The sequence below is a fragment of the Algoriphagus chordae genome (assembly GCF_003254055.1).
Classification (GTDB): domain Bacteria; phylum Bacteroidota; class Bacteroidia; order Cytophagales; family Cyclobacteriaceae; genus Algoriphagus; species Algoriphagus chordae.
This window is the reverse complement of the sequence record NZ_QKZT01000007.1, coordinates 236,131-263,091: the sequence shown is the minus strand read 5'-3', so window position 1 is coordinate 263,091 and position 26,961 is coordinate 236,131. Positions and strand designations below refer to the sequence as shown.

26 protein-coding genes are annotated in these 26,961 nt (G+C 41.2%); 13 read left to right on the top strand and 13 right to left on the bottom strand.

The features are described 5' to 3' along the window. The coding region (locus tag LV85_RS10095) for an IS110 family transposase (RefSeq protein WP_146260463.1) at positions 1-255 on the bottom strand (255 nt) is incomplete at its 3' end. Between the two features lie 93 nt (positions 256-348). Next, positions 349-879, bottom strand: coding sequence for a DinB family protein (locus LV85_RS10090; protein WP_111318925.1), 531 nt, complete (start codon positions 877-879; stop codon positions 349-351). Between the two features lie 76 nt (positions 880-955). Here LV85_RS10090 and gldD point away from each other — a divergent pair, with 76 nt between their 5' ends. Beyond that, positions 956-1,531, top strand: a complete 576-nt coding sequence (gene gldD / locus LV85_RS10085) for a gliding motility lipoprotein GldD (RefSeq protein WP_111318923.1) — start codon at positions 956-958, stop codon at positions 1,529-1,531. Here the strand turns inward: gldD and LV85_RS10080 are convergent. Continuing rightward, positions 1,528-3,303 carry a sodium:solute symporter family protein gene (locus LV85_RS10080; RefSeq protein WP_111318921.1) on the bottom strand — a complete coding sequence of 592 codons (1,776 nt, stop codon included), beginning with the start codon at positions 3,301-3,303 and terminating at the stop codon, positions 1,528-1,530. The two genes, gldD and LV85_RS10080, sit on opposite strands and share 4 nt — an antisense overlap. Before the next feature lie 357 nt (positions 3,304-3,660). On the opposite strand from LV85_RS10080, the gene LV85_RS10075 reads away from it, so the two are divergent. Both LV85_RS10075 and recG read left to right on the top strand, forming a co-directional pair. Further along, positions 3,661-4,731: a phosphotransferase enzyme family protein gene (locus LV85_RS10075; protein ID WP_111318919.1), complete on the top strand. Its 1,071-nt coding sequence runs from the start codon at positions 3,661-3,663 to the stop codon at positions 4,729-4,731. A 77-nt stretch (positions 4,732-4,808) separates the two neighbouring features. Beyond that, positions 4,809-6,902, top strand: a complete 2,094-nt coding sequence (gene recG / locus LV85_RS10070; RefSeq protein ID WP_111318917.1) for an ATP-dependent DNA helicase RecG — start codon at positions 4,809-4,811, stop codon at positions 6,900-6,902. 110 nt (positions 6,903-7,012) lie between these two features. On the opposite strand, the gene LV85_RS10065 is transcribed toward recG, so the two are convergent. The 5 genes from LV85_RS10065 to pdhA all read right to left on the bottom strand — a co-directional run bounded on the left by LV85_RS10065 (position 7,013) and on the right by pdhA (position 11,479). Beyond that, positions 7,013-7,339, bottom strand: a complete 327-nt coding sequence (locus LV85_RS10065; RefSeq protein ID WP_111318915.1) for a DUF6787 family protein — start codon at positions 7,337-7,339, stop codon at positions 7,013-7,015. 259 nt (positions 7,340-7,598) lie between these two features. Then, the gene (locus tag LV85_RS10060; RefSeq protein WP_111318913.1) at positions 7,599-8,918 is read right to left on the bottom strand and encodes an aspartate kinase; all 1,320 of its coding nucleotides are present in this window, start codon (positions 8,916-8,918) and stop codon (positions 7,599-7,601) included. A 33-nt stretch (positions 8,919-8,951) separates the two neighbouring features. After that, positions 8,952-9,428 (bottom strand): 6,7-dimethyl-8-ribityllumazine synthase, encoded by a 477-nt coding sequence (gene ribH / locus LV85_RS10055; RefSeq protein ID WP_111318911.1) that lies wholly within the window; start codon positions 9,426-9,428, stop codon positions 8,952-8,954. Between the two features lie 203 nt (positions 9,429-9,631). Continuing rightward, entirely contained in the window at positions 9,632-10,345 is a 714-nt protein-coding gene (locus tag LV85_RS10050; protein WP_111318909.1) for a tetratricopeptide repeat protein, read from the bottom strand. Positions 10,346-10,459: 114 nt separating this feature from the next. Continuing rightward, positions 10,460-11,479: a pyruvate dehydrogenase (acetyl-transferring) E1 component subunit alpha gene (pdhA, locus tag LV85_RS10045; RefSeq protein WP_111318965.1), complete on the bottom strand. Its 1,020-nt coding sequence runs from the start codon at positions 11,477-11,479 to the stop codon at positions 10,460-10,462. A gap of 92 nt (positions 11,480-11,571) precedes the next feature. Between pdhA and recF the strand changes: the two genes are divergently transcribed. Further along, a complete protein-coding gene (gene recF / locus LV85_RS10040; RefSeq protein ID WP_111318907.1) occupies positions 11,572-12,684 on the top strand; it encodes a DNA replication/repair protein RecF in 1,113 nt (370 codons plus the stop codon). Between the two features lie 27 nt (positions 12,685-12,711). Here the strand turns inward: recF and LV85_RS10035 are convergent, their stop codons facing one another. After that, positions 12,712-13,617: a sugar phosphate nucleotidyltransferase gene (locus LV85_RS10035; RefSeq protein ID WP_111318905.1), complete on the bottom strand. Its 906-nt coding sequence runs from the start codon at positions 13,615-13,617 to the stop codon at positions 12,712-12,714. A gap of 276 nt (positions 13,618-13,893) precedes the next feature. Here LV85_RS10035 and LV85_RS10030 point away from each other — a divergent pair, with 276 nt between their 5' ends. From LV85_RS10030 to LV85_RS10000, 6 genes are all read left to right on the top strand, one after another. After that, positions 13,894-14,232, top strand: coding sequence for a P-II family nitrogen regulator (locus LV85_RS10030; RefSeq protein ID WP_111318903.1), 339 nt, complete (start codon positions 13,894-13,896; stop codon positions 14,230-14,232). Positions 14,233-14,267: 35 nt separating this feature from the next. Next, complete coding sequence (locus tag LV85_RS10025; RefSeq protein ID WP_111318901.1) at positions 14,268-15,497, top strand: ammonium transporter; 1,230 nt, start codon at positions 14,268-14,270, stop codon at positions 15,495-15,497. Positions 15,498-15,964: 467 nt separating this feature from the next. Next, positions 15,965-17,413 carry a BatD family protein gene (locus LV85_RS10015; protein ID WP_111318897.1) on the top strand — a complete coding sequence of 483 codons (1,449 nt, stop codon included), beginning with the start codon at positions 15,965-15,967 and terminating at the stop codon, positions 17,411-17,413. Beyond that, on the top strand, positions 17,413-18,498 hold the full coding sequence (aroC, locus tag LV85_RS10010; RefSeq protein ID WP_111318895.1) for a chorismate synthase: 1,086 nt from the start codon (positions 17,413-17,415) through the stop codon (positions 18,496-18,498). The genes LV85_RS10015 and aroC overlap by 1 nt, the downstream gene beginning before the upstream one ends. Before the next feature lie 10 nt (positions 18,499-18,508). Continuing rightward, positions 18,509-19,837, top strand: coding sequence for a dicarboxylate/amino acid:cation symporter (locus LV85_RS10005; RefSeq protein ID WP_111318893.1), 1,329 nt, complete (start codon positions 18,509-18,511; stop codon positions 19,835-19,837). Positions 19,838-20,013: 176 nt separating this feature from the next. Then, the gene (locus LV85_RS10000; protein WP_111318891.1) at positions 20,014-20,223 is read left to right on the top strand and encodes a DUF2683 family protein; all 210 of its coding nucleotides are present in this window, start codon (positions 20,014-20,016) and stop codon (positions 20,221-20,223) included. 416 nt (positions 20,224-20,639) lie between these two features. On the opposite strand, the gene fumC is transcribed toward LV85_RS10000, so the two are convergent. The 4 genes from fumC to mazG form a co-directional block, all read right to left on the bottom strand. Then, entirely contained in the window at positions 20,640-22,040 is a 1,401-nt protein-coding gene (fumC, locus tag LV85_RS09990; RefSeq protein ID WP_111318889.1) for a class II fumarate hydratase, read from the bottom strand. A 75-nt stretch (positions 22,041-22,115) separates the two neighbouring features. Continuing rightward, positions 22,116-22,601: a hypothetical protein gene (locus LV85_RS09985; RefSeq protein ID WP_146260462.1), complete on the bottom strand. Its 486-nt coding sequence runs from the start codon at positions 22,599-22,601 to the stop codon at positions 22,116-22,118. Between the two features lie 6 nt (positions 22,602-22,607). Next, entirely contained in the window at positions 22,608-22,985 is a 378-nt protein-coding gene (locus tag LV85_RS09980; RefSeq protein ID WP_111318963.1) for a RidA family protein, read from the bottom strand. Positions 22,986-23,050: 65 nt separating this feature from the next. Continuing rightward, entirely contained in the window at positions 23,051-23,851 is an 801-nt protein-coding gene (mazG, locus tag LV85_RS09975) for a nucleoside triphosphate pyrophosphohydrolase (protein ID WP_111318885.1), read from the bottom strand. 72 nt (positions 23,852-23,923) lie between these two features. Here mazG and LV85_RS09970 point away from each other — a divergent pair, with 72 nt between their 5' ends. Genes LV85_RS09970 through LV85_RS09960 form a run of 3 tightly spaced genes read left to right on the top strand, consistent with a single transcriptional unit; the run spans position 23,924 to position 26,789 of the window. Continuing rightward, on the top strand, positions 23,924-24,154 hold the full coding sequence (locus LV85_RS09970; RefSeq protein ID WP_111318883.1) for a hypothetical protein: 231 nt from the start codon (positions 23,924-23,926) through the stop codon (positions 24,152-24,154). A 58-nt stretch (positions 24,155-24,212) separates the two neighbouring features. Beyond that, on the top strand, positions 24,213-25,607 hold the full coding sequence (gene glmM / locus LV85_RS09965) for a phosphoglucosamine mutase (protein ID WP_111318881.1): 1,395 nt from the start codon (positions 24,213-24,215) through the stop codon (positions 25,605-25,607). Positions 25,608-25,646: 39 nt separating this feature from the next. Continuing rightward, the gene (locus LV85_RS09960; RefSeq protein WP_111318879.1) at positions 25,647-26,789 is read left to right on the top strand and encodes a cysteine desulfurase family protein; all 1,143 of its coding nucleotides are present in this window, start codon (positions 25,647-25,649) and stop codon (positions 26,787-26,789) included. Positions 26,790-26,961 lie beyond the last annotated feature (172 nt).

Here is a 26,961-nt window from a genome sequence, read left to right as displayed (position 1 = left end):
GACCAATAGTTCAAAATAACCTTCTAGAACATAATAGACCGGTTTCCAATACACACCGGTACTCTCCATGGCCACATGGGTAACCCCATGATTTTGGAGCCATCCGATCAGTTGTTCCAGATCAGGGGTGAAAGTGCCAAAAGTTTGAGTTTCTTCCTGAATGCCGATTCCTGCAATGGAAGCCACTACGGTATCACGATGAACATCTAGGCCGCAGCCTCGTTCAATGAGTTGAGGAAATTCTACTGTCGCCATGTCGTAATTGAGTTTGGTCACTACATTTAACGACTTTCATGGCTATGGGTGAATTTCCTCTATTTTCATGAATGTTTTATGCTTCTAATTTTCTTAGAAACCTACATACGCAGGTGGTTCTACGCCTTCTACTCTTAGGTAAGCAATTGCTGCCCCTCTGTGGTGAGTAGAGTGATCCATTATTAGCGCCATTACTTGTCTTCTGCTTACGTTATTTCCGAAAACTTCAATAGACTCGGCTGCATCAGCTTCAGAAAGTGCTTTCATAGTGGCAGTGCCATAGTCGTAGCTTTTAGCTACATAAGCTGCTAAGTCTGCTTTAGATGCTGTAGCAAGATCAATTGTAAATCCTGGATCACCGCCTTTTAAGAAACCTTGTGAAATCCCCACGATTGCATTTCCAATGTGATGAATCTGTTCCTTGAAGGTCATAGCCTCAGGATCAGTTTTGTAATTCATACCAGACTCAGGCATCTTGTCAAGCACATCAAGAGTGAATTGCTTGCTGTTTTGCCATTTGCTCAGAAACTCAGCTTTGGTAGTTTGTGCATTAGCGGCTGACGTAGCCATCAGTAAAATGGCGATCATTAAGGCGCCAGTAAGGGGTTGGAGTGCTTTTTTCATTTGAATGTAGATTGGTTATTTGGTTAAATTTCATTTATTCCCCAACCAAATCAAACACTTTGTCTAATTTTAAACCATGAGGAAATATCTTTGGATCGGTCTAGTGTTAGCAGGGTTAATGGCTTGTGAGGAAACTTATTTGCCCAAACCACCGGGCTACAATCGAATTGATTTGCCTGTTCATTCATTTGAGCGACTTAGTTCTGGATATCCCTATCGAATCGACTATTCCACTTATTCAAGGGTAGAAGCGGATTCTTTCAATATCGCAGAAGAAACCTGGGTTAATTTGAATTATATGGATTTTGGGGCTAAAGTACACCTGACCTATAAGCGAATAGACGGAGATAAGGTCGATTTCAGGCAGTTGTCCAGCGATGCTTTCAGGCTTACTTCTCAGCATCAAGTGAAAGCTTATGGGATTGAAGAAGCAGTACTGCTAACGCCTAATGGATACACTGGTGTAGTAGCTGAACTCACAGGTGAAGTACCCACGCAGTTTCAGTTTTTTGTGACTGATTCTACCAAAAATTTCCTGAGAGGAGCCTTGTATTTCAATACAGCGATGAAAAATGATTCACTGGCTCCGGTAATAGAATTCATCAAGGAGGACATGGCCCACTTGATGAATTCTGTAGAATTTGTTGATTAATTCAGGTTTTTCCAGGATCGGAAGATAATGACTCCCCCTATTAGGGCAATTACAGCAGCAATTGTTCCGCCCAGCATATTGCCGTAGATGAAGAATCCTGTAGAGAATAATGCAGCATAAACCATTGCTGATCCTATCATCATCAAGCCAATTTCTTTAGGAAGCTGCCCGATAACTTGTCTTTCCTCAGGATATCTATCCAGTACTTTTTTCCATCCGAATGCAGCAGGAGTTACTTTTCTGTAGAAAGAAAGCAATACTTCGTCCTTCTCTGGAGCAGTGATGAATGTGACAAGCAACCAGCCAATTGTGGTGATAGTGACACTATAAATTAATTTTAGATACTCTTGATTTTCAGGGATTACGATCCACTCTACTCTTGGATTGATCACTGAGAAGAAAATCGCTACTACGAATGAAATTGCCATAGCCGAAATTTCTGTATAGGCATTGATTCTCCACCAAAACCATCTTAGAATAAAGATTAGTCCTGTTCCTGCACCGATCTGTAACAAAATTTCGAAGGCGTCTAGCGCACTGGAAAGTGCCAAAGCCAGTACAGCAGACATCGCCATTAATGTCACCGTAGAGATTCTTCCTACAGCCACCAATTCTTTATCGGAAGCATCTGGTTTTAAAAATCTCAAATAGAAATCATTTACTATGTACGATGATCCCCAGTTCAAATGGGTTGAAAGTGTGGACATTACAGCCGCTATTAAAGATGCTAGAACAATGCCTATTAGACCTGTTGGCAGGTAAGTCAACATAGCCGAATATGCCAAATCGTCTCCAAGTTTATCAACAGGGATATTTGGAAAGGCAGCCGAGATATCAGAAACGTTAGGAAAGACAATTAAGGATGCCAAGGCAATTAAGATCCATGGCCATGGGCGCAAGGCGTAATGGGCAATATTGAAAAAGAGTGTAGCTCCAATTGCATTTTTTTCGTCTTTAGCTGAAAGCATCCGCTGCGCAATATATCCCCCGCCTCCAGGTTCTGCACCAGGATACCAAGTCGCCCACCACTGAATGGCTATTGGCATCAAGAAAAGTGGGATGTATGCATTAGGGTCAGAGAAGTCAGGAAGAAAATTAAGCTTTCCTGCTACATTTTCATGTGTTAGAAGATTATTCAGAGAACCGATCTCAGGAAGGTCAATAATGTAGTATGCTGCTCCGAAAGCGCCGATCATTGCAATGAAAAATTGAAAGAAGTCAGTTAGCAAAACGCCTTTTAGTCCACCCAAAGAGCTATAAACTACTGTGACGATCGATGCGATCAATAGTGTCTGTACTGGAGATAATCCTAGCATTATACCACCGATTTTGATGGCTGCAAGTGATACCGTTGCCATGATAACCACATTGAAGAACACCCCTAGGTAAATAGCTCGGAAGGCTCTTAAGAAGGCAGCCCCTTTGCCAGAATAGCGTAGTTCGTAGAATTCCAAGTCTGTGGTAACCTCAGATCTTCTCCAAAGTTTTGCATAGACAAATACGGTAAGCATACCCGTAAGCAAAAATGCCCACCATACCCAGTTACCTGCTACGCCATTTTTACGGACGATATCTGTGACCAAGTTTGGCGTATCTGCAGAGAAGGTAGTAGCTACCATCGATACACCTAATAACCACCAGGGCATATTTCTACCTGAAAGGAAAAATTCTTTGGCAGAGGAGCCCGCTTTTTTCGATGTGTAAAGCCCTATAAGAAGGGAGATGACAAAGAAAGCGGCAATGATCGCCCAGTCAATGTAGGTTACATTCATAACTATTGGGATTACTGAATTTTTTTTAGAAAATACCTTCTACTTAAATAATAATTTTCGCTAATGTATTTATTTTCTATCAAATGGGAAAAGACTTCTAGGGAAGATTCCCCAGTTTTTTATACTAAATACAAATTTTATAGCAATTCGGCTAATTCTAACTCTTGAGCAATTGGAAGATAATAGTAGAAAGAATAAGCGATTTAAACTGACCTTTTTTAGAAAGCAGAATTAAATTGGAAGAAAACTAGGCTGGATATATGATGTGACACTTGGGTTTTAAGAAAAGCGATCAAAATAAACAGTTTTTTTGCTGCGAATAATTCTGATTTGAAAGCTATCCTCTAGCTTTGGACTATGGTAAAGGAAAACATCGCCAGCATTCTCGCTGCATATTCGTTTAATTCTTTTGAAGATTTTTCATTTCATCCATTCGGTGCCGGCCTCATTCATGGGACTTATCTGATCGACTCCGGAGAGGACAAGTATATTCTGCAGGAATTCAATACGACTGTTTTCCAATTTCCTGAGCGAATAGCACACAATCAGCGGCAAATAAAATCACAAGGAGATGATAGCCTGCTTCCGTTTACCTTACCTCTACCTATTCCCAATTCGGCTCAGAAACTTATTACGGAATGGAATGGCAAACTTTTTAGATTGTTTGAGTTTGTATCTGGCCAAACCATTCAGCAAATCACCAATCTCAATCAAGCTTATCTTGCGTCCAAAGCCTATGGGGTTTTTGCGGACTGGGGCAAAATTGTTGAAACACATAAGTTGCAAGAATGTATTCCTGATTTTCATCGATTGGATTTGCGCTTTGCAACCCTTCAGAAAGTAGCTGCCGATAAGGAATCTATCAGCATTGAGGACCAGGAAATTCTGGACTTTTACCTAGGACAGAAAGCCTTGATCGCGGAGTATAAAAAATACCAGTCTGTTTTGCCTCATCGACTGACACATAATGACACCAAAATCAATAACCTAATTTTTTCAAATGATTTCTCAAAGGTGGAGGCATTGGTGGATTTAGATACCTTGATGGATGGCTATTTGATGTATGACTTTGGGGATTTGGTACGAACAGTGGCTTGTTCAGAATCGGAAACAAGTCAATACTGGGATAATATCAAGCTTGAAATTCCGGTGTTCGAAGAATTACTCAAAGGCTATTGGGAAGGAGTGAACTCCTTGGCAACAGCCGAAGAAACGAAATCATTGATTTTGGGAGGTGAAGTGATGACCTGTGTGATGGGACTTCGTTTTTTGACGGACTATTTGCAGGGCAATATTTATTATAGAGTGGAATACCCTACCCAGAATTTTCATCGTGCCAAAAATCAGATGCTTTTGCTAAAAAGTATCCAAGCTTCAAAAGCTGAATTGACTGAGATTTGGAAGCGGGTTACGCAATCCTCAAATTGATTTCAGACAATTCCAGTCATAATATTGGCATTTGGGCATACTGGACTTAATTTGTCCTACCCAAAAATCAACTTTCCTTGTCCAGTTTTTTTGATACCAAAATAGAATTTCTCAAAGGAGTAGGCCCACAGCGCGCCGCTCTGATCAACAAGGAGTTGAATATTTTCAGCTTTGGGGAATTGCTACAGCATTATCCGTTTCGGTACGAGGACAGGACGAAGTTTTTTAAAATCCGAGAGTTGCATTCCGACATGGAATCAGTCCAGGTGATTGCCAAAATCCGAAAAGTAGAACTCGTAGGCATGGGCAATAAAAAGCGCTTGGTCGCGCATGTGGCTGATGAAACTGGGGAAATGGAAATGACTTGGTTCAAAGGAATTGCTTGGGTTCAAAAGAATATTGCTACAGGTGCAGCATATGTCTTCCTTGGAAAACCTGCTCAGTTTGGCAGAAAGTGGAGTATCGCGCATCCTGAGATGGAACCGCTCACGACAGCCAACGAAAAGAGAAATAACTTCCAGCCTGTCTATTCTACTACAGAAAAGCTCAGAGCTAGATTTTTGGATTCCAAAGGGATCTCCAAAATCATGGACCAACTGGTTCAAGTTTGCTTTCCACATATTCTGGAGACGATGTCTCAGGAGATTCTGGAGCAATATCAACTCATCGGAAAAAAGGAGGCTATTCGACAGATTCATTTTCCTACAGAGCCAAACCTGCTACAACGAGCTAGAAAACGCTTGAAATTTGAGGAGTTTTTCTATTTGCAACTTCGCTTACTAATGCTGAAGGTGGCTAGAACGGAGAAGTTTCAAGGACAGATATTGAACAATACTGAACTTCTCACGAAGTTTTATACCAATCATATTCCCTTCGAGCTGACCAATGCCCAAAAGCGGGTAATCCGTGAGTCATATGCAGATATGAAGTCGGGCAAGCAGATGAATCGCCTTATTCAGGGAGATGTGGGTAGCGGCAAGACGATGGTGGCGTTTATCTGTGCTTTGATCGCGATTAGCTCAGGTGCACAAGCTTGCCTGATGGCTCCCACGGAGATTTTGGCTACACAGCATTATGCAGGATTGAAAGAATTTGCCGATATGATGGGGCTGAAAATTGCTTTGCTGACAGGATCAGTGAAAAAATCTGCGAGGAAGATAATTCATGAAGAACTGCTGTCCGGGGAACTCAAAATCTTAATTGGAACACATGCGCTTTTAGAAGATATCGTGCAGTTTAAAAATCTAGCGCTGGCGATTGTGGATGAACAACATCGCTTCGGAGTAGCTCAGCGAGCAAAACTCTGGGCCAAGAATGAACAATTTATCCCGCATGTATTAGTCATGACGGCCACTCCTATCCCAAGGACGCTGGCGATGACGCTTTACGGGGATTTGGATGTGTCAGTGATCGATGAGATGCCGGCGGGAAGAAAGCCAATTCAAACTGTACATCGCTATGATAAAGACCGTCTCAAAGTATTCGGGTTTATCAATGAAGAGGTCAAAAAGGGCAGACAAGTTTACATCGTTTACCCGCTGATTGAAGAATCTGAGAAGATGGACCTAAAGAATGTCATGGATGGCTATGAAAGCATATCCCGTGCTTTCCCCCACTATCCTATCTCTATCGTGAACGGTAGTATGAAGGCTGACGCAAAAGAATACGAGATGCAACGCTTCGTAAAAGGAGAAACCAAGATCATGGTGGCGACAACGGTGATAGAGGTGGGTGTGAATGTGCCCAATGCTTCGGTGATGATCATTGAGAACGCAGAGCGCTTTGGGCTATCACAGTTGCATCAGCTTCGAGGAAGGGTCGGAAGAGGTGCTGAGCAGAGTTATTGTATCCTAATGAGTAAGTATGAGCTTTCTAAGGATTCCCGAGTACGATTGGAAACCATGGTGCGAACCAATGACGGTTTCGAGATTGCTGATGTAGATTTAAGATTGCGTGGGCCTGGTGATCTGATGGGCACTCAGCAGAGCGGGATTACCGATTTATTAATAGCTGATCTGAGTAAGGATGCTGCGATTTTGACTTTGGCGAGAGATGCTGCCCAGCAGTTATTGGTTAATGATCCAGAATTGGTTCAGCCAGATAATGCTCCGATTTTAAGACAGGTCAAACAGCAAAAGAAGTATGCGGTGAATTGGAGTAGGATTTCTTGATTGGATTGAAATATTGTAAAATTTGAAATTTGAAAAATTGGGTAACTCCTCTAAATAAATTATAACCTGGGTCCTCTGCGCAAATCTCCGCGGGCTCTGCGGTTAAAAATTTATTTCCGCTTAGAAAACATTCCTCCAATCCTTCTGAAAAATTCCTTCTCTTTTTCCCAGAAAAAGTTGAATTGGCCGAAAATAAAGCCGTATATCAGCAAAATGATTTGGTATAGAGGAAGAACCAAAAGTAAGTAGAGGACGGTATTTATAAATCCACCTTTCTCAACTCCAAAAAAATCAAGGATTGGGTTTTTGATAAAAAGGATGGTAAAACCTGTACAGGCAAAAACAACCAAAACCAAAACGACCTGAAGAAGGCTTTCCAATTTCCACTTGGTTTGTAGGCGCTGAAGAAAGCCTGGTTTATCGTTTTCTGTTGGCATCCCTCAAAAGTAATAAGAATCATTCTAAATAAAATAAGGTTGTCGAATAATCATCTTTTCTTGTCAGGCTGAGTATTAAATAATAACCATGGTCACCTTGAGCGAAGTCGAAAGGTTCTCGACTTCGCTCGAACTGACCAGCTTTTGATTTCCTCAAATCAATCTGTCATTGGTAGCGAAGTCGAAAACTTTTAGGCCTATTAACCCATTTCGACTCCGCTCAATGTGACATTTATGCGATTTGCAGCAGCCTCTTTTTTTACCAAGTAAATAAGTCTTGATTGAGACTTTGAAGTGCTTCCTTTTTGAATTTGGAATCTATCAATACAGAAACATTATGGCGGCTGCCACCGAAAGAAACCATCCTAACAGGATATTCTATCAGAGAATCAATCACAGATTGAATTGCTCCTTTGCTTTCCGATACCATATTACCCACAATACAGATAATGGTTTGATCCCGATCGACTTCCACACTACAGAAAGTACCAAGTTCTTCTAAAATGTGCTCCAAGTGGCTCAAATCATCAATTGTCACTGATACAGCTACTTCAGAAGTAGTGATCATATCGATAGGCGTTTTATACTTTTCAAAAATCTCAAATACCTTTCTCAGGAAACCATAAGCCAAAAGCATGCGGCTTGATTTGATTTTGATAGCAGTGATTCCGTCTTTAGCTGCAATTGCTTTTACTCCAACAGAATCAACTTCAGCTTTGATCAAAGTACCGTGAGCTTCCGGCTGCATGGTGTTAAGCAATTTGACTGGTACGTTAAATTGCTGAGCTGGCCAGATAGATGCCGGATGAAGGATTTTTGCTCCGAAGTAAGCAAGCTCGGCTGCCTCGTCAAAAGACATTTCGGCGATTGGGCGCGTTTTATCAACAATCCGAGGATCATTATTGTGCATGCCGTCGATATCTGTCCAGATCTCGCAGGCAGTGGCTTGGATGGCCGCTGCTACCAAAGATGCTGTGTAATCAGATCCACCTCGCTTCAGGTTATCCACCTCATTCAGGTGGTTTTTACAGATAAAACCTTGAGTAATGAAAATCGTGTCGTCTGGATGCTGCGCAAGAATTGCTTTCAGTTTATCCGAGATTTTCTGCAATTCTGGTTCCGAATTTTCATCTATACTCATGAAGTCCAAAGCAGATAAGAAAACTGCAGGGATCTCCAGTTCTTCTAAAAGCGTATGAAAAAGCTTGGTGGAAAGTAATTCTCCTTGCGCGAGAATATCACGATTGATAGCCTCATTGAAGGAGATTTTCAACAGAATATTCAAAAATTCAAAATGCTCCTTGATAATTTCTAGTGCTTTTTCACGAGCAACATCAGACTTCAAAAGCTGAGGATAAAACTCCTTGTAATGTGCATGAAGTTCATCAATTCTTGATTTTGCCAATACTTTATCAGCCGAAGCCAAGGCCTCACCGATACTTACCAAGGAATTGGTTGTGCCAGAAAGAGCAGAAAGAACTACGATTTTTGATTCATCACCACGAGTGATCAGGTCTTTTACCTGGTGCATGCGTTCTGGACGGCCCACAGAAGTGCCCCCAAATTTCATGATTTTCATAGGTTGGGTAATTATAGGTTTAAAAGGCTTTTATTAGAATCCGAGCATTTTCACAGCTGTGATGGCTGCTTCGTCGCCTTTGTTGCCATGCTTTCCTCCAGCACGATCCATGGCTTGCTGCTGCGTATTTGGGGTCAATACTCCAAAAATCACTGGTTTATTATATTTCAAACCCACATTTGTAATTCCATGAGCAACCGCATCACAGATGAAATCAAAATGCTTGGTCTCTCCTTGGATTACACATCCAAGACAGATTACCGCATCGATGCTTTCTTCTTGGGCTAGCCATTGGGCAGCAAGTGTAAGTTCAAACGAGCCCGGAACATTCCTACGAATGATGTTTTCTTTCTTTGCTCCATTTTCTAAAAGTGTCTGGTATGCACCAGAATAGAGTGCTTCGGTCACATCTTCATTCCATTCGGAGACGATGATGCCAAAAGTTTTATCGCTCATATCCGTAACGTTTTTGGAGGAATGAGCACTGAGGCTTTTAAGGGAAGTTGCCATATAGGATTACTTTTAAAGTTTTAGACTAAAGAACCAAGATGTAATAATCTAGATTTTTTAGTATCAAGTATCAAGTATCAAGTATCAAGAAGGGATTTCAGGATAAATGTTAAAGAGGAGTTTTGAGAAATAGGAACGCTATAAACAAAAAAAGAGTAAGACCACAAGGCCTTACTCTTCTTAGTATGCTATTCATCAAAGCATTACTTAGAGGCAAGACCTTCTAAGCGAGCTTTATGTTTTCGTGCTGCAGAAAATTCGAAAGACTCGAAATACTTGTCTTCGATCTCACCATAGGTTGCGATTGCTTCAGGAATATTGCCTGCTGCTTCGTAAGCGATAGCAAGTTTAGTCAAATACTTAGGAGTGAAAAACTTGTTTTCATCGTATTCAGCCGCTTTTTTGTAGCTAGAGATCGCTGTGTCAGTATTGCCAAGCTCCATGTTTGCATCGCCGATAAGAGAATAAGCCTTCGCTTGTACCAAGAAGTCGTCAGCAGAGAATTGCTCCAATTCTGTCAATGCCTCCTCGTATTTTCTCTCAGAAAGATAGATAGATCCAATGTAGAAATGTGCAAGATTTGCCGCATCTGTACGTGGATAATCATTTGCGATGTCTAGGAATCCAGCGTTAATGCCGTCACCATTCAAAGCTAGTTGAACACTATCCTGCTCGAAGAAATATACAGCTTGGAACATTTCCTTCTGTGCTTTCTCATTTTGGTTTTGCGTGTTGATCTGGAAAAATAAAATTCCTCCGATCAAAACTACTGCGGCGATTAATACGCCTGCAAATACCTTACTGTTCTGCTTTAAAAAAGCTTCACCTTTATCCAGTCTTGATGCTATCTCGGATGGATCTTCCAAAATATCATTATGATGTTCAGGATGTACTCTTTTAGATTGTTTCGTTGCCATGCTACTCAAATTTCAGCCGCAAATATACGGTTTTTATATTTTCTACAAAGCCCAATAAAAAAGCCATGAAAGCTTTCTGTCTTCATGGCTTTTAAGAACTTATGATTTTTTGATTTATTCCATTACAAATGGATAGTCTTCCTGGATGTAAACATCCTTGAAAGCATCCTGTCCATCAGGCCATGGAGACTCTTCCGCGAATTTCACCGCATCAAGGACTTTTTGCTTTACTCCTTTGATGATTTCTTCAATTTCTTCTTCGCTTAGAATATTATTTTCTTTGATGGTAGCAAGCACTTGCTCCACTGGATCACGCTGCTTGTATTCTTCTACCTCTTCTTTGGTTCTGTATTTCTGAGGATCGGACATGGAGTGTCCCTTATAGCGATAAGTTCTCATTTCAAGCAAAGTAGGGCCATCGCCTCTTCTTGCTCTTTCTGCTGCCTCCGCTACTGCTTCGTGTACCGCTTCTACATTCATTCCGTCCACTGCGAAAGAAGGCATGTCGTAAGATTCTCCCAGTGTAGAAAGATCTTCCACGTTAGAGGATCTCTTTACTGCCGTACCCATGGCATAGCCATTGTTTTCGATCACGAAAATTACTGGAGTTTTGTAGAGCATCGCCAAGTTCAATGCTTCGTGAAAAGCTCCCTGACGTACTGCACCATCGCCCATGTAGCAAATCGCTAGGTTTTTGGTGCCTTTATATTTTTCTGCGAAGCCCATTCCAAGCCCCATAGGTATTTGTGCTCCTACGATTCCATGACCTCCCATGAAATTTTTCTCTTTATCGAAAATGTGCATGGAACCACCTTTTCCTTTGGTAGTTCCAGTAGCTTTGCCGAAAAGCTCAGCCATGATCGCTCCCGGGTCAGTACCCAATCCAAGTGGGTGCGCATGACAACGATAAGCGGTTATCCACTTGTCGTCTTTGGTCAAAGCAGAAATAGCTCCAGAAGCACAGGCTTCCTGGCCAATATATAAATGACAGAATCCTCTGATTTTTTGCTGACCGTAAAGTTGCCCCGCTTTCTCCTCGAACCTCCTCATTAAGAGCATGCTCTCGTACCAGAAAGTGTAAGTTTCCTTCGAATATTTTACTTTGGACTTGGTTGCTGCAGTTTTCTTTGCCATATCGTAGTGATGAAAATATGCTAATTTTAGGATCCAAATATAATCATCCCGCCCTAAATAACAGGCTCCCATCGAAATAATTACCCAATCTCATGCACCTGAAGTCTCTTGAACTCTTACAATTCAAAAATCATGAGAAGACCCAACTTCAATTTTCTAGCGAGATCAACTGCTTTGTAGGCTTGAATGGAAGTGGAAAAACCAATGTCTTGGATGGGATACATTACCTGTCTCTGACCAAAAGTGCGGTGCAGTCTAGCGATAGTCTGAATGTGCAACACGAAAAAGATTTCTTTGCGATCAAAGGACAATTCGAACTAGCAGAAGAAAAACAACTGGAAGTGAGATGCACAGTGGAACTTGGGAAAAAGAAGCAGATCTATCAAAATGGCAAGGCACTCGCCAAAACTTCCGAGCATGTTGGTCTTATCCCTTTGGTTTTGATAGCTCCAGACGATACCGAACTGATCAAAGGTGGTAGCGATGGTCGAAGAAAGTTTTTTGATGGGTTGATTTCACAACTTGATCATGCCTATCTGGATCAGTTGATTCGATATCATCATTTTTTAAAACAGCGAAATGCTTTACTCAAGAAGTTTGCGGAGACCGGCAGACGAGACTTGACGCTGTTGGATAAGTACGATTTGGAGTTGATTGACCTTAGCATTATACTTTCAGCTCGGAGAAATGAGCTGTTGAGAGTAATGGCGCCTTTATTACAAAGCCATTACTCGGAGATTTCTCAGGGGCAAGAATTAGTCAGCGTGATCTATGAAACTGAGGCCCTGCGTGAGGACTTTGCCGGCTATTTCAAAAGCCTTCGGAAAAAGGACTTGATCACCAAAAACAGCAATGCAGGAATTCACAAAGATGATTTTGGCTTTATGATAGGTGAGCATCCTATTAGGAAAATTGGAAGCCAAGGACAGCAAAAGTCTTATATCATTGCTTTGAAATTGGCTCAGTTTCAGATCTTCGAGATGGAAAAGGGAGAAAAGCCAATTCTCTTATTGGACGACATCTTTGATAAGCTTGACGATCTGCGGATTGCTCAACTGATGAAGCTGATCTCTCAGCATACTTTTGGTCAGCTGTTTTTGACGGATGCCAGACCAGAGCGGTCAAAGAAGATTTTATCCGAGTTGGATTCAGATGTCTTTTTCTTCTCAATCAAAGAAGGCGTCATTGGAAAAATAGAGTCATAATAAAAAAGGAGCCGAAGCCCCTTTGCTTTATTTCCATAGATCAGCTGGATATTCTCCAGCGTCATGTAGTTTTTTCAGCGAAGCTATCACCACAGGTTTATCCTCTGTGTAGGTGACACCAAACCAGATTTTCCCACCTTCCAAAATATCAAAAGCTGCTTCATCAGACTGAATGAGATTATTGGCAACAGTTGGGATATAGAATTCTGATTTCAGGTTGTCGAGATTTGCTGGAAGGAATGCATTCCACATTTTCTCAATGTCAGCAAATACATCCTGATGAAATCCCCAGAAGTTCATACTTACTGGCGTGCCTTCAGTGATCATCAATACTTCGTCTTCTCCTTTACTTAGTATTTTCTCCCCTTCACGAGCGATAGAAGTTCTCTCTACCATCCCGATGAGATGACCTTTCTCATTGGTTTCACATACACCACGACTTACAGTGCCATGGTCTGAAAGAACATTTTGGATCGCATAGCCTACCATCGCATGAAGATCAGACTTCACTTCAGTAGTTAGGAATTTGCCGATTGCATCAAAGGCTTCTTTGCCATAAAAATCATCTGCATTGATTACAGCGAAAGGTTCCTTGATAGCATCCTTAGCGCAAAGTACAGCATGAGCTGTCCCGAAAGGTTTCTTGCGATCTGCCTGCTTTAATTCTGAAGGGACAAAACTGTCAAGAGTTTGAATCACAAAGTCCACTTCGATTTTGCCCTCAAGTTTAGGAAGGAATTTTTCTTTGGCGACTTCTAGTATCTCCTCGCGGACGATAAATACGACTTTGCCAAAACCGGCATTGATCGCATCAAAAATTGAATATTCTAGAATAGTCTCTCCGCTTGGGCCAAATCCATCGATTTGCTTGTTTCCGCCATATCGGCTTCCCATTCCTGCAGCTAGTACTAGTAAGGTTGGTTTCTGGTTCATAGTAGGTTCTTAAAACGTGGGCAAAAATAAGTCTTTATGTCAGCAGGACAAGAGAAGTCATGTGTTTCTCAGAAATTCTATGGCTGCTTAATTAACCTATGTCGGTTAGATTATTGTGATAATTGACATAGTATGGTTTCTATTGACTCTAATATTTTAATAAAATCAGTTTGCTTTTTAATTTTCGGGTAAAAACTTACCATGAAAATGAATTTTCTTAATTTTCTGTTTAGTTTTATGCCATAATCTCAAAGAACCATCAGACCTATTATAATAATGAAAAAAATTGAAGCGATTATCAGGACTTCCCGCTTTGACCAGATCCACACTTGTGTGGCGGCATTAGGAGTGAAGTTTCTCACTTTTTATGAAGTGAAGGGAATGGGCTTGGAGCATGCCAGGCTTGAAATGTACCGTGGGGTTCCTTATGAACCTGCTTACATCCCTAGAACCAAGATTGAAATAGTCACAGTAGAAGAACTGGTAGAGCCGGTGATCAATTGTATCCTGACTGAAGGAAAAACAGGTCAGGTAGGAGATGGGAAAATCTTCGTCTATGACGTGCTGGATGCCTATCGTATTAGAAATAGCGATACCGGCGAACAGGCACTTTAATCTCATTTACTTTACCATCGAACCTATTTTATCTCATGCAAGACTTATTTACCGTCAATAATTTATGGATGATGATCGCCACCTCCATGGTGTTCCTCATGCACTTGGGCTTTGCCAGCTTGGAAGCTGGACTTACCCGTTCAAAAAATACCGTTAACATCTTATTCAAAAATACCATTATTCCAGCCATTGGCCTCTTGACCTACGCCTTTGTCGGCTTCAATCTAATGTACCCTGGAGGAGAATATGCAGGTTCAATCTTTGGTTTTGCAGGATTTGGACTTACGCTACCAGAAGGTTGGGATACCAGTAATTACAATGAAGGATACACCTTCTTTACAGATTTTATTTTCCAAGCTATGTTTGCTGCTACCGCTGCTACGATCGTGTCGGGTGCTGTGGCTGAGCGTGTGAAGCTTGGGCCATTTATCTTTTTCTCTATCCTATATGTTGGGATTTGTTATCCGATAGTAGGCATGTGGAAATGGGGCGGAGGATTCCTTAATACCCTAGAAACACCATTTTATGATTTCGCAGGATCTACTATTGTACACTCTGTAGGTGGTTGGGGAGCCTTGATAGGAGCTGCGCTTCTGGGTCCTAGAATTGGGAAATACACCGCTAGGGGCATGTCAGCCATTCCTGGGCACAATATTCCATTAGCCACTTTTGGGGTGTTCCTATTATGGTTTGGATGGTTTGGTTTCAACGGAGGTTCAGTGTTAAGTGCTGATCCAGGCTTGGTATCCAAAGTATTTGTTACCACAAGTATGGCAGCTGCAGCTGGGGCTTTTGGAGCCTTGATCGTCTCTTACCTCATGTTTAAAACCTATGATATCACGATGGTATTGAATGGTATTTTGGCTGGATTAGTAGGTATTACTGCTGGAGCTGATCAAATGGGAGTTACCTCTTCAATAATTATTGGCTTAATAGGCGGAGCTTTGATCGTCTTTGCTGTCGTGTTCTTCGACAAAATCAAAGTGGATGATCCTGTTGGAGCGATTTCTGTTCACCTCGTTGGTGGAATCTGGGGAACGCTGGCAGTTGGTATCTTCGGTGATTTGGCTAGCCTGAGCCAGTTTTTCTCTCAATTGATTGGAGTAGCAGCAGTGGGCGTGTTCTGTGTAGTTTTTGCTGGATTACTCTTTTTTGTGATGAAAAAGACCGTAGGTATACGAGTAGATGAGGCAGAAGAAACGGAAGGGCTGGATATCAATGAGCACAGAATGCGTGCTTATCCAGATTTTGCGACAAAAGATTAAGGAGAAAATAATTTCCGCATAGATGTCAGTCAGCAGAACTTCTGATTTTGACTAAATCTTGTAGTGCTATAGATTAGCTGACTGGTAAAATGAGGATAGAAATATAATAAAACCACCTACCATATATAAAAAAGCCCCGTTCCAATTTTGGTCGGGGCTTTTGAGCTAATATGCAGGCTCGAAATATCTATTGAGAATCACCTGGTGGATTTTGCCAAACATCAGGTAACACCAATCTTTGAATTCTTGAATTTCTGTTGGTGAAATTAACCTTAAGCCTTTTCTCAGCTCTCGTTCAAATAAATAATTAGAAAAGCTGACCTTTTGTAAGATAGTCTTCACATATTCGATCATAGTCTAAAGAGTTTAGGGTTTTAACTGATTTTAAGTTTCAATACGGAGGCATTTAAAGAGATGTTGCGTTATTTTAGAAATCAAAGAGTAGAATATTTCCTATTTTCGCAACCATGATTAAAACGCTTGCCCAATTCATTTTCGTATGTGGCCTATTCCTTTTTTCAGGATTGGCTACAGCTCAAGATGTTCAAATTGAGCTAGGACCTGCTGAGATCGGTTTGAATGAAACCTTCACTATTAAGGTAACTATCAGCAACGAAAAAATCAAGTCCTACGATCAGTTTCCAGAGATCCCAAGTTTTCAAAAACAGGGAATCTCCCAGTCCTCATCAATGAACCTAATCAATGGGCAGATGAGCAGCTCCAACAGCATTATTCAATATTATAAACCGAGTAGAAAAGGAGAATTTACTTTGCCTTCCTTTGAGCTGACCATCAATGGACAAGCATATTCTTCCAATGGAAAAAAACTCACGGTGGGGGATGCTGCCAGTACCAATCGTGGAGCTGGATCAGCGAATGATCCTTTTGCAGATTTCTTTGGACGATCTGCAATGGAAGACCCTGAATATGTAGAACTAGAAGACGATGCTTTTTTCTCTGTTTCAGTTGACAAAGAAGAAGTTTATCAAGGAGAGGGTTTTGACTTAAGTTTGGCTTTTTATATGTCGGAGTCCAACCAAGCTCCATTTAATTTCCATGAGCCAGGCAGGCAATTGGATGAAATTTTGAAGAAAATAAAGCCTACCAATGCCTGGGAAGAGAATTTCAATATCAGCAATATCGATCCAGAACAGGTGACTATCAATGGGAAAAGATGGACGAAGTTTAAGGTGTATGAAGCTACTTTTTTCCCTTTTTCCGAAGGAGAAATAAATATCCCTAGGATCCCATGGGAAATGATCAAGTATAAGATTGCCAAAAACCCAACGTTTTTCGGAGCAAATAGACAGGAAGATTTTAAGACTTTCTATTCTAGCCCCAAGACGATAAAAGTCAAACCACTTCCACCGCATCCTCTAAAAAATGAGGTGAGTGTAGGGCAGTTTCAGATCAGAGAAAACATCAAAAATATTGAAGTAGAAACAGGTCAAGGTTTTGATTATAACTTCGGGATATCTGGCGTAGGGAATATCAATGCGATCTCAGCGCCTAAAAGAATTCCTACTGCCAATTTGAATACCTATGACCCGAACGTTCGTCAGCAGATCAATCGCGGATATGGAAGGGTGTCAGGTATCAAGGAATTCAATTATTACATCACCATCAATGAGGCTGGCGAAGTAGATCTTGGGAAGAATTTCGAATGGGTTTACTTTGATCCAGAGCGTGCAGTGTATGATACCTTAAGACCACAGGCAAAGATCACTGTGACCGGTGAGAGTAAGGTCAATCAGGCGATTTCCAGTCAGAGATTGGGCGGGCTTTATGATCGCATATCCGCAGAAGACAATCGGTTTTTAAACGAGAAATATAAATACTATTTTACAGTCGCGATCAACGTTTTACTACTCATCGCAGTAGCATTGTTGGCTGTATTGATAATTAGAAAGAGATAATGGGCAATTCATTTGGAAAGCTATTCAAGATCACCACATTCGGTGAGTCACATGGGTTGGCTTTGGGGGTAATCATCGAAGGATGCCCAGCAGGACTGAAGATAGATGAGGCAAAACTTATTGCAGAGATGCAACGGAGGAAGCCAGGTCAGTCCAAAATTACCACACAGCGTAAGGAGGAAGATGAATTTGAGATCAAATCTGGAGTTTTTGAGGGGATGACCACCGGAACTCCTATAGGGATTGTGATCAATAATTCAGACCAGAAAAGTAAAGATTACTCTCATATTTCAGACAAATTCCGTCCTTCACATGCAGATTTCACCTACTTCGAAAAGTATGGGTTGAGAGATTATCGCGGTGGAGGCAGAAGTTCTGCAAGAGAAACTGCCGCTCGTGTAGTAGCAGGAGCTATCGCAAAACAGTTGTTAGAAACAAAAGGCATCACTATTCAAGCATATGTGTCTCAGGTTGGGGATTTGAAGTTGGAAAAAAGTCACGGGGAACTGGATTTGAGCCAAGCTGAAAACAACATCGTAAGATGTCCAGATCCGCAAATCGCAGAGGAGATGATAGCATTGATCGATTCGGTAAGGAAAGATCGAGATACAATCGGCGGTGTAGTAAGCTGTGTAATCAAAAATACACCTGTGGGAATCGGAGAGCCGGTATTTGACCGCTTACATGCTGAGCTAGGCAAAGCTATGTTGAGTATCAATGCAGTGAAAGGTTTTGAATATGGGTCTGGTTTTGAAGGTGTGAAAATGCGTGGTTCTGAGCACAATGATACATTTGTTCAGGATGGTGATAAAGTACGTACATTGACTAATCATTCTGGCGGTATTCAAGGAGGCATCTCCAATGGCGAGGATATTTATTTCAAGGTAGCATTCAAGCCAGTGGCTACAATTATGACAGATCAAGATTCGGTGAATGAAGCCGGAGAAACGGTGGTAGTATCAGGAAAAGGTCGTCATGATCCATGTGTAGTACCTAGAGCTGTACCGATTGTGGAAGCTATGGCTGCCTTGGTCATAGCTGATTATATTTTATTGGCAAAAAGCAATAAACTGCAAGACTTCTAACCCAAATAAGATGTTTAAAAAGATACCCTTACACACCCAAATTATCATCGGACTTGTTCTGGGGTTGATTTTTGGTTTAGTGGTCATCAAAACGGCCATTCCTAATTCCTTCACACTAGATTACATCAAACCGATCGGGACGATTTTTATCAACTCCCTTAAGATGATCGCTGTGCCCCTGGTGCTGGCATCCTTGATTGTTGGAGTTTCAAATTTGGGAGATGTTTCCAAATTGAGTCGAATTGGTGGAAAAACGATCTTCACTTATTTGTGCACAACCATTCTAGCCGTAAGCATTGGTTTGATACTGGTGAATGTATTTAAACCTGGGACTAGTTTACCTGCCGAAACTCGTGAGAATCTGATGAGCCTATATGAAGGGGATGCTGGATCTCGAGTTGGTCAAGCTGCTGAATTACAAAAGCAAAGTCCTTTACAACCTTTAGTTGATATTGTGCCAGACAATGTTTTCCGCGCTACGACTGAGAATGCAGCAATGCTTCAGGTTGTTTTCTTCGCTATTCTGGTAGGTATTGCCCTGCTACAAGTACAAAAAAGTAAAGCAGATCCTGTTATTGCATTTTTCGATGGAATGAATGAGGTTATTATTCAGATCGTGAATTATATCATGATGATTGCTCCTTATGGTGTATTTGCATTGATGGCCTCATTGATTGTGGAGATTGCGGGCGAAAACCCAGACTCAGCAGTACAGCTTTTGATGGCTTTACTGAAGTATAGCTTGGTGGTTTTGGGAGGACTCTTTACCATGATTTTAATCGTGTATCCAGCGATCTTGATGGCTTTCACTAAGGTGAAATACAAAGACTTTTTCAAGGCAATCAGACCTGCACAACTATTGGCATTTTCTACAAGTTCGAGCTCTGCTACGCTTCCTGTTACCATGAAGCAGGTAGAAGAAGAGTTGGGAGTGTCTGAGGAGATCTCGAGTTTTGTGCTTCCACTTGGAGCAACTGTGAATATGGATGGAACAAGCCTTTATCAGGGTGTTGCTGCGGTATTTATTGCACAGGCTTTGGGGATGGAATTGAGTTTGACTCAGCAGCTGATGATCGTGCTTACCGCTACCTTAGCTTCTATTGGCTCGGCAGGTGTCCCAGGTGCTGGACTGATTATGTTGATTATCGTATTGGAATCTATTGGAGTTCCTGCTGCCGGTATCGCATTGATTATCGCTCCAGATAGGATTTTGGATATGTTCCGAACCATAGTGAATGTCACTGGAGATGCGACAGTATGTACGATTGTAGCGAGCACGGAGGGGGAATTGCCGGATGGATTGATTCGAAAGTCGAATCCTCTTACTCCGAATGAGTAGAAGATGTCAATCCAAAAAAGGCTCTGTCATTAGGACGGAGCCTTTTTTGGATTTTATCACATTCACTTTATTCTTTTTGGTTAAACAATTAAATACCATGAACCTTTTCTTCTGCTGAGCATTGAATACGAAAGTGGCATTATTCATTTCATCAAATTTTTATATACCTTAATAGTATGGAAACCATTGTAATAGAAGTGGAGAATAGCGAACAATCCAAGGAAATTAAGTCAGCTTTAAAATCATTGAATGTGAAATTCACAACTTCTGATAGTGCTGAAGAATCAAAAACAATCGCAGAAAGTGTTACCCAAGGTTATAGAGAAATGCTTGATATAAAATCTGGAACACTCAAAGCAAAAGATGCTCGGGATTTAATTGACTAGCTGTGGCGTATAAAGTCAAATCAGTTCCGGAATTTGAGAAAGAGCTTAAAAGGCTACTTAAGAAATATAATTCCTTGAAATCAGAATATATTAAACTGATAGAATTACTAGAAATTAACCCTACCGAAGGCACTCCACTTTTTAAAAATTGCTATAAAATCAGATTGTCAATAGCATCAAAAGGAAAGGGAAGTCAGGTGGGGCAAGAGTAATAACTAATTTTGCTGTTTCTGATGATACTGTTTACTTGCTTTCTATCTATGATAAATCAGACAAAGAAAACGTAACAGATTTATACATAAAATCTTTGCTTAGTGACCTTGATCCATAAGATTTTAGAAGAATTAGTTTAGCTAACAAAAATGGCTCCATCATTCGAAGGAGCCATTTTTTGTTATAAAATCTAAGCTAAAATTTTACTTCAAACTTCCTGTCATTTCTTCTGGTTTTACCCATTCGGAGAATTGCTCAGAAGTAAGCAAATTCAAGGCTATAGCAGCTTCTCTAAGGCTAGTTCCTTCTTTATGAGCTTTTTTGGCAATTGCAGCAGCATTTTCATAGCCAATGTGTGGATTCAAAGCTGTCACCAACATCAAGGAATTTTCCAAATGTCTTTGGATCATGGCTGTGTTTGGTTCAATTCCTACTGCGCAGTGATCATTGAATGAGACACAGGCATCTCCTATCAAACGAGCAGAAGTAAGGAAATTGGAAGCAATCAAAGGCTTGAATACATTCAATTCGAAATGACCATTTGAACCACCGATTGAGATAGCCACATCATTTCCCATAACCTGAGCAGCCACCATAGTCAGTGCTTCCACTTGAGTAGGATTGACTTTGCCGGGCATGATGGATGAACCTGGCTCATTTTCAGGGATCAAAATCTCACCGATTCCAGATCTTGGACCTGAAGAAAGCATTCTCACATCATTGGCGATTTTCATAAGAGAAACTGCCAACTGCTTCAAGGCTCCGTGAGATTCTACCATAGCATCATGAGCAGCCAATGCTTCAAATTTATTTTCTGCAGTCACAAATGGCTGTCCAGCTAGTTCGGCAATCTTTTTTGCCACAAGCTCAGAATATCCTTTTGGAGTATTCAGGCCAGTTCCTACAGCAGTTCCTCCAAGTGCTAATTCGGAAAGATGAGCTAAGGTGTTTTTTAAAGCTTTTAAGCCATGATTAAGTTGCGCTACATAACCACTGAACTCTTGGCCCAAAGTGAGCGGAGTCGCGTCCATAAAGTGTGTACGTCCAATCTTCACCACATCTTTGAATGCTTCTGCTTTCTCGGCTAGGGTATTTCTAAGTTTTTCCACACCTGGAATGGTAGTCTCCATCACCATCTTGTACGCAGCGATGTGCATAGCAGTAGGATAGGTGTCATTGGATGATTGCGATTTATTCACATCATCATTAGGATGGATTTTCTTTTTGGCATCTTCCAAAGAACCACCAAGTAGCACATGCGCACGATAGGCAATTACTTCATTGGAATTCATATTGGACTGAGTACCTGAACCTGTCTGCCAGATGACCAATGGGAATTGATCGTCGTGCTCGCCAGCCAAGATCTCATCACATACTTTGCCGATGATATCAGCTTTGTCCTGATCCAAAACCCCTAGCTCAGCATTGGTCTGGGCAGCGGCTTTTTTCAAAATCGCAAATGCTCTGGTTATCTCAATTGGCATACGGTTTTTCTCGCCACCGATTTTGAAGTTGTTAATGGATCGCTGGGTTTGTGCCCCCCAGTATTTGTCAGCAGGCACCTCTACAGGCCCCATGGTGTCTTTTTCTATGCGGATGCTCATATCGTATGATTTATTGAATCTTTTTTGCGGGGCTAAATTAAGCCCAAATGCTTTTTTTCCCTAGCAATAGAAGGCTTAATCCTTCATTTGGAAATTAATCAGCTGATGAAAAACTTTACGCGAGGACTTCACTTGCCTATTGAAGAAATACATGGCTACCACGTAATTGGCCATGGCTAATAAAACACAGATGCTCGCATAATTATAATTGGGAATGAAGAATGAGTAAAATGCTGTAAAGGCAAGCAAAACAATAGACCAAAAAGCTAAAAAGAACATTGCTCCTGGGAATAGTTGGTACTTGATGGAGATAATACTTCCTCTGGCTGTTTCTTCAACTTTCCCCAAAATCAGGGGTAGAAAAGTGTCTCCTTTGTCCACGACTTTTGATATCCTAAATCCTTTACGTCCAATCAATCCATTGAAAATAATATCTCCTTTGGCTTTCGTTCTTTGGTCTAGGAAATTAACTTCCCTCGTAACACGATTTAAATGTCCAAGTAGCTCTTCTTTGGAAAGAGCGCTGACAAAGGTTTCGCTATCGTAGGGCAAAAGATTCAAGAGTTGTTATTTAACGGCGATACAGGAGATTTCCACATTTACATTTTTGGGTAGTTTACTTACTTCTACTGTTTCTCGGGCTGGAGGGTTCGATTTGAAGTATTGTCCATAGGCTTCATTGATTGTGCCAAACTCATCCATGCTTTTGATGAAAATACTGCATTTGACAATATCACTGAAGGAGAAATCAGCAGCTCTAAGCACTGCTTCCAAGTTCTTCATCACAGCGTGCGTCTCTTCAGTGATGTTTTCATTGATCAATTCGCCCGTGTCAGCATCCAAGGCTATTTGTCCGGAAACATACAAGGTGTTGCCAGCCAGAACTGCTTGTGAATATGGCCCTATTGGCGCAGGAGCTTCTTTTGTAAATATGATTTTGTTCATTCGATTTTTATTTATCTTGCTGTCACGTCCTGATTTCACTTTTTACTTCTTACCACTTACAAATTTTACTTTGATTTCGCTTCATTCCAATACACATCCATCTCAGCCAAAGTCATATCACTCAGTTTCTTTCCTGATTCCTTCGCTGCTGCTTCCAAATACTGAAAACGTTTGATGAATTTCTTATTGGTTCGCTCCAAAGCTTCCTCTGGATTGATGTCTATAAACCGGGAATAATTGATCAAAGAAAACAATAAGTCACCAAATTCCCCACTGGCTTTTTCCAGATCGATCTCTTTTTCCTCTGCTACATTGAATTCTTCCTTGAACTCCTGCATTTCTTCTTCCACCTTTTCCCAAACCTGTGTTTTCTCTTCCCAATCAAAACCCACTCCACGAGCTTTTTCCTGAATTCGCATGGCTTTGATCAATGCAGGAAGTGATTTGGGGACTCCACCCAAAACAGATTTATTTCCTTTTTCGGTCAATTTTATTTTTTCCCAATTCTGCTTTACCGCCTCTTCATCCACTGCTTCAGTATCGCCATAGATATGTGGATGTCTTCGAATTAGTTTTTCGCAGAGCGAATCTATCATCGTTTTCATATCAAAGTTGCCTTCTTCAGAACCGATTCTTGCATAAAATACAATGTGCAGTAGAATATCTCCTAATTCCTTTTTGATCTCATCAGGATCTCCTTCGAGTATAGCATCCGAAAGCTCAAAAGTTTCTTCTATTGTCAAATGTCTGAGACTTTCTGTCGTTTGTTTTTTGTCCCAAGGACATTGTTCCCGGAGTTCATCCATTATCGTCAACAATCTGTCAAAGGCTGCCAATTTCTCGGCTCTGGTACTCAAATTTGTCATGGGTAAGGAAACTATGCTGGAATTAGGAACGTTTTCGATGGAAAGCTTTAAATTTGCGCAAATTTATCCGTTATGACAACCGTATTTCTAACACTTGGTTTCGTTGCATTATTCTTCATTTTGATGTCGGTAAGGCTCTTATTCCTTAAAAACGGCCAATTCAAGGGCACCTGTGCCTCTCAAAACCCCTTCTTGAATAAAGATGGGGGAACCTGTGGTTATTGTGGAAAAACTGTAGATGCTGATAGCAGCTGTGGTAATCCTGACAATGAAGTGGACAAGGTTCTAGCTAAATTCAAGTAAAAGCAATCCTGTCAATTGACAGGATTTATCAGTTTTTAACCTAATCAAATTACTGCAAGTGTCACTAATTAAATCAATCTCTGGCATCAGAGGAACTATTGGCGGTAAGGCCGGCGATGGACTAACTCCCATTGATATTGTCAAATTTGCTTCAGCTTATGGAGCTTGGGTTCTGGAGAAAACTAACAATCCAAAGGTAATCATTGGTAGAGACGCCCGCCTCTCAGGCGAAATGGTCTCTGGTTTGGTTTCCGCTACACTTCAGGGCTTGGGTATCAATGTGATCGACTTGGGTCTGAGCACTACTCCTACCGTAGAATTCGCTGTTCCATTGGAAAAAGCTGGAGGTGGGATTATCCTTACAGCTAGTCATAACCCAGTTCAGTGGAATGCATTGAAGCTTTTGAACGATAAGGGAGAATTTATTTCAGATGCTGAAGGGAAAGCAATCCTAGAAAAAGCTGAGAAGGAAGATTTTACTTTCGCTGAAGTGAAAAAGCTTGGTTCATACAAGCAGATCGACGACTATATCGAGCGACATATTCAGCATGTGCTGGATTTGGAATTGGTAGATGTAGAAGCGATCAAAGCCAGAAACTTCAAAGTAGTCGTGGATGCGGTAAATTCCACTGGTGGAATAGCAGTTCCTATGCTTTTGAGAGCTTTGGGAGTGACAGAGATAGAAGAAATGTACTGTACTCCTGATGGTCATTTTCCGCATAACCCTGAGCCACTTCCCGAAAACTTGAGAGATATATCGCTGAAATTAGAAAGAGGAAGTTATGATCTAGGTATAGTAGTCGATCCTGATGTGGATAGATTGGCCTTTATCAATGAGGATGGTTCAGCATTTGGCGAAGAATATACCTTGGTGGCAGTGGCCGATTATGTGCTCTCGAAGACTCCAGGAAATACAGTTTCAAACCTTAGCTCTACACGTGCACTACGTGATGTGACGGAAAAAAGAGGTGGAACATACAATGCTTCCGCGGTAGGAGAAGTCAATGTAGTCAATCAAATGAAAGCTGTAGATGCGGTTATCGGTGGTGAAGGAAATGGTGGAATTATTTATCCTGCTTCACACTATGGTCGTGATGCATTGGTGGGAATCGGATTGTTTTTGACTCACCTGGCCAATTTCGGTAAGACAATTTCTAGGCTAAGAGCTACCTATCCAAGCTATCATATCTCAAAAAATAAAATCGAACTCACTCCTGAGATTGACGTCGATAATATTTTGCTAGAGATCAAAAATAAGTATAAAAGCCATCCTATCAACGATATAGACGGTGTCAAAATCGAATTTGAAAAGGAATGGGTACATTTGCGAAAGTCAAATACGGAGCCAATTATCCGGATTTACTCTGAATCAGAATCTGAAGCTACAGCTGAGCATTTGGCTAAAAAGCTTATTGCTGATATCAAAGAAGTGGTCAACGCTTCTATGATTTAATCAGCGCATTTAAAGAATATACAACCCAACCCGCGTACAATGAAAGTTTATTTAGACAACGCCGCCACCACCGCCATGGACGATCGAGTGATCGATGCCATGATTCCATTTATGAGAGATCATTATGGCAACCCATCTTCTGTCCATAGTTTTGGTAGAGAAGTAAGGACGGCCATTGAGAGGTCTAGGAAAAAAGTGGCTGAGTTGCTAAATGCTACACCAGCAGAAATTTTCTTTACTTCTGGAGGAACCGAGGCTGATAATACTGCGATAGTTTGCGGGATAGAAAGTCATGGGATTACGCATGCAATCACTTCTCCGCTAGAGCATCATGCGGTGTTGCATACCTTAGAAATGTGTGAGAAAAAAGGACATATCAAGCTTAGCATTCTAGATGTAAATGAAAAAGGTGAATTGGATATGAATCAGCTGGAAGAATTGCTGAAAGCTAATCCAAAAAGCCTCGTGTCTCTGATGCACGCCAACAATGAGATTGGAAACTTGAATGATCTGAATCGAATTGGATCTCTTACCAAGGAATACGGCGCATTTTTCCATTCAGATACGGTACAGACGATGGGTCATTATGTTCATGACATGAAGTCCCTGCCTGTTGATGCGATCGTAGCTGGTGGACATAAATTTCATGGCCCAAAAGGCTCTGGATTTTTGTATGTGAAAAAGGATAAAAAAATCCATCCTCTAATTCACGGTGGAGCGCAAGAGAGAAATATGCGCGGCGGTACCGAGAATGTGATTGGTATTATCGGAATCGCAAAAGCACTGGAAATTGCTTATGAAGATATGGCAGAGCATCAAGTTCATATAGAAGCAATCAAAAAGCATTTCATTCAAAGCCTAACTCAGGAGATTCCTGGTGTAAGTTTCAATGGGCTTTCTGCTGATATAGACAAGAGTTTGTACACTGTTTTGAGTGTAAGCCTTCCTCCATCAGAGGCAAACAGTGGCATGTTGCTGTTCAATCTTGATTTAGAAGGGATCTCAGCTTCCGGAGGATCAGCTTGCAGTTCTGGGGCTACAGTTGGTTCCCATGTGCTTAGAGCTATCAATCACACCCCTGATCGAGACGCTGTCCGGTTCTCCTTCAGCCGATTCAATACAATCGAAGAAGTAGATTATACCGTCGGGAAACTGAAAGAACTTTACGCTGTGGAAGCATAAGAAATAGGAAAGGAGCTCAAAGGGCTCCTTTTTTCGTTTAATCGCAGAGGACAGCAATATTTCGAAAAGTTCACAATGGTCTGGTTGGGCGCCCACCTGCCCCAGTCAGGAAGTCAAAACCTATTTGATAATGACTATCAATTATCTTGTAGTTGATTATTTGCATAGGATA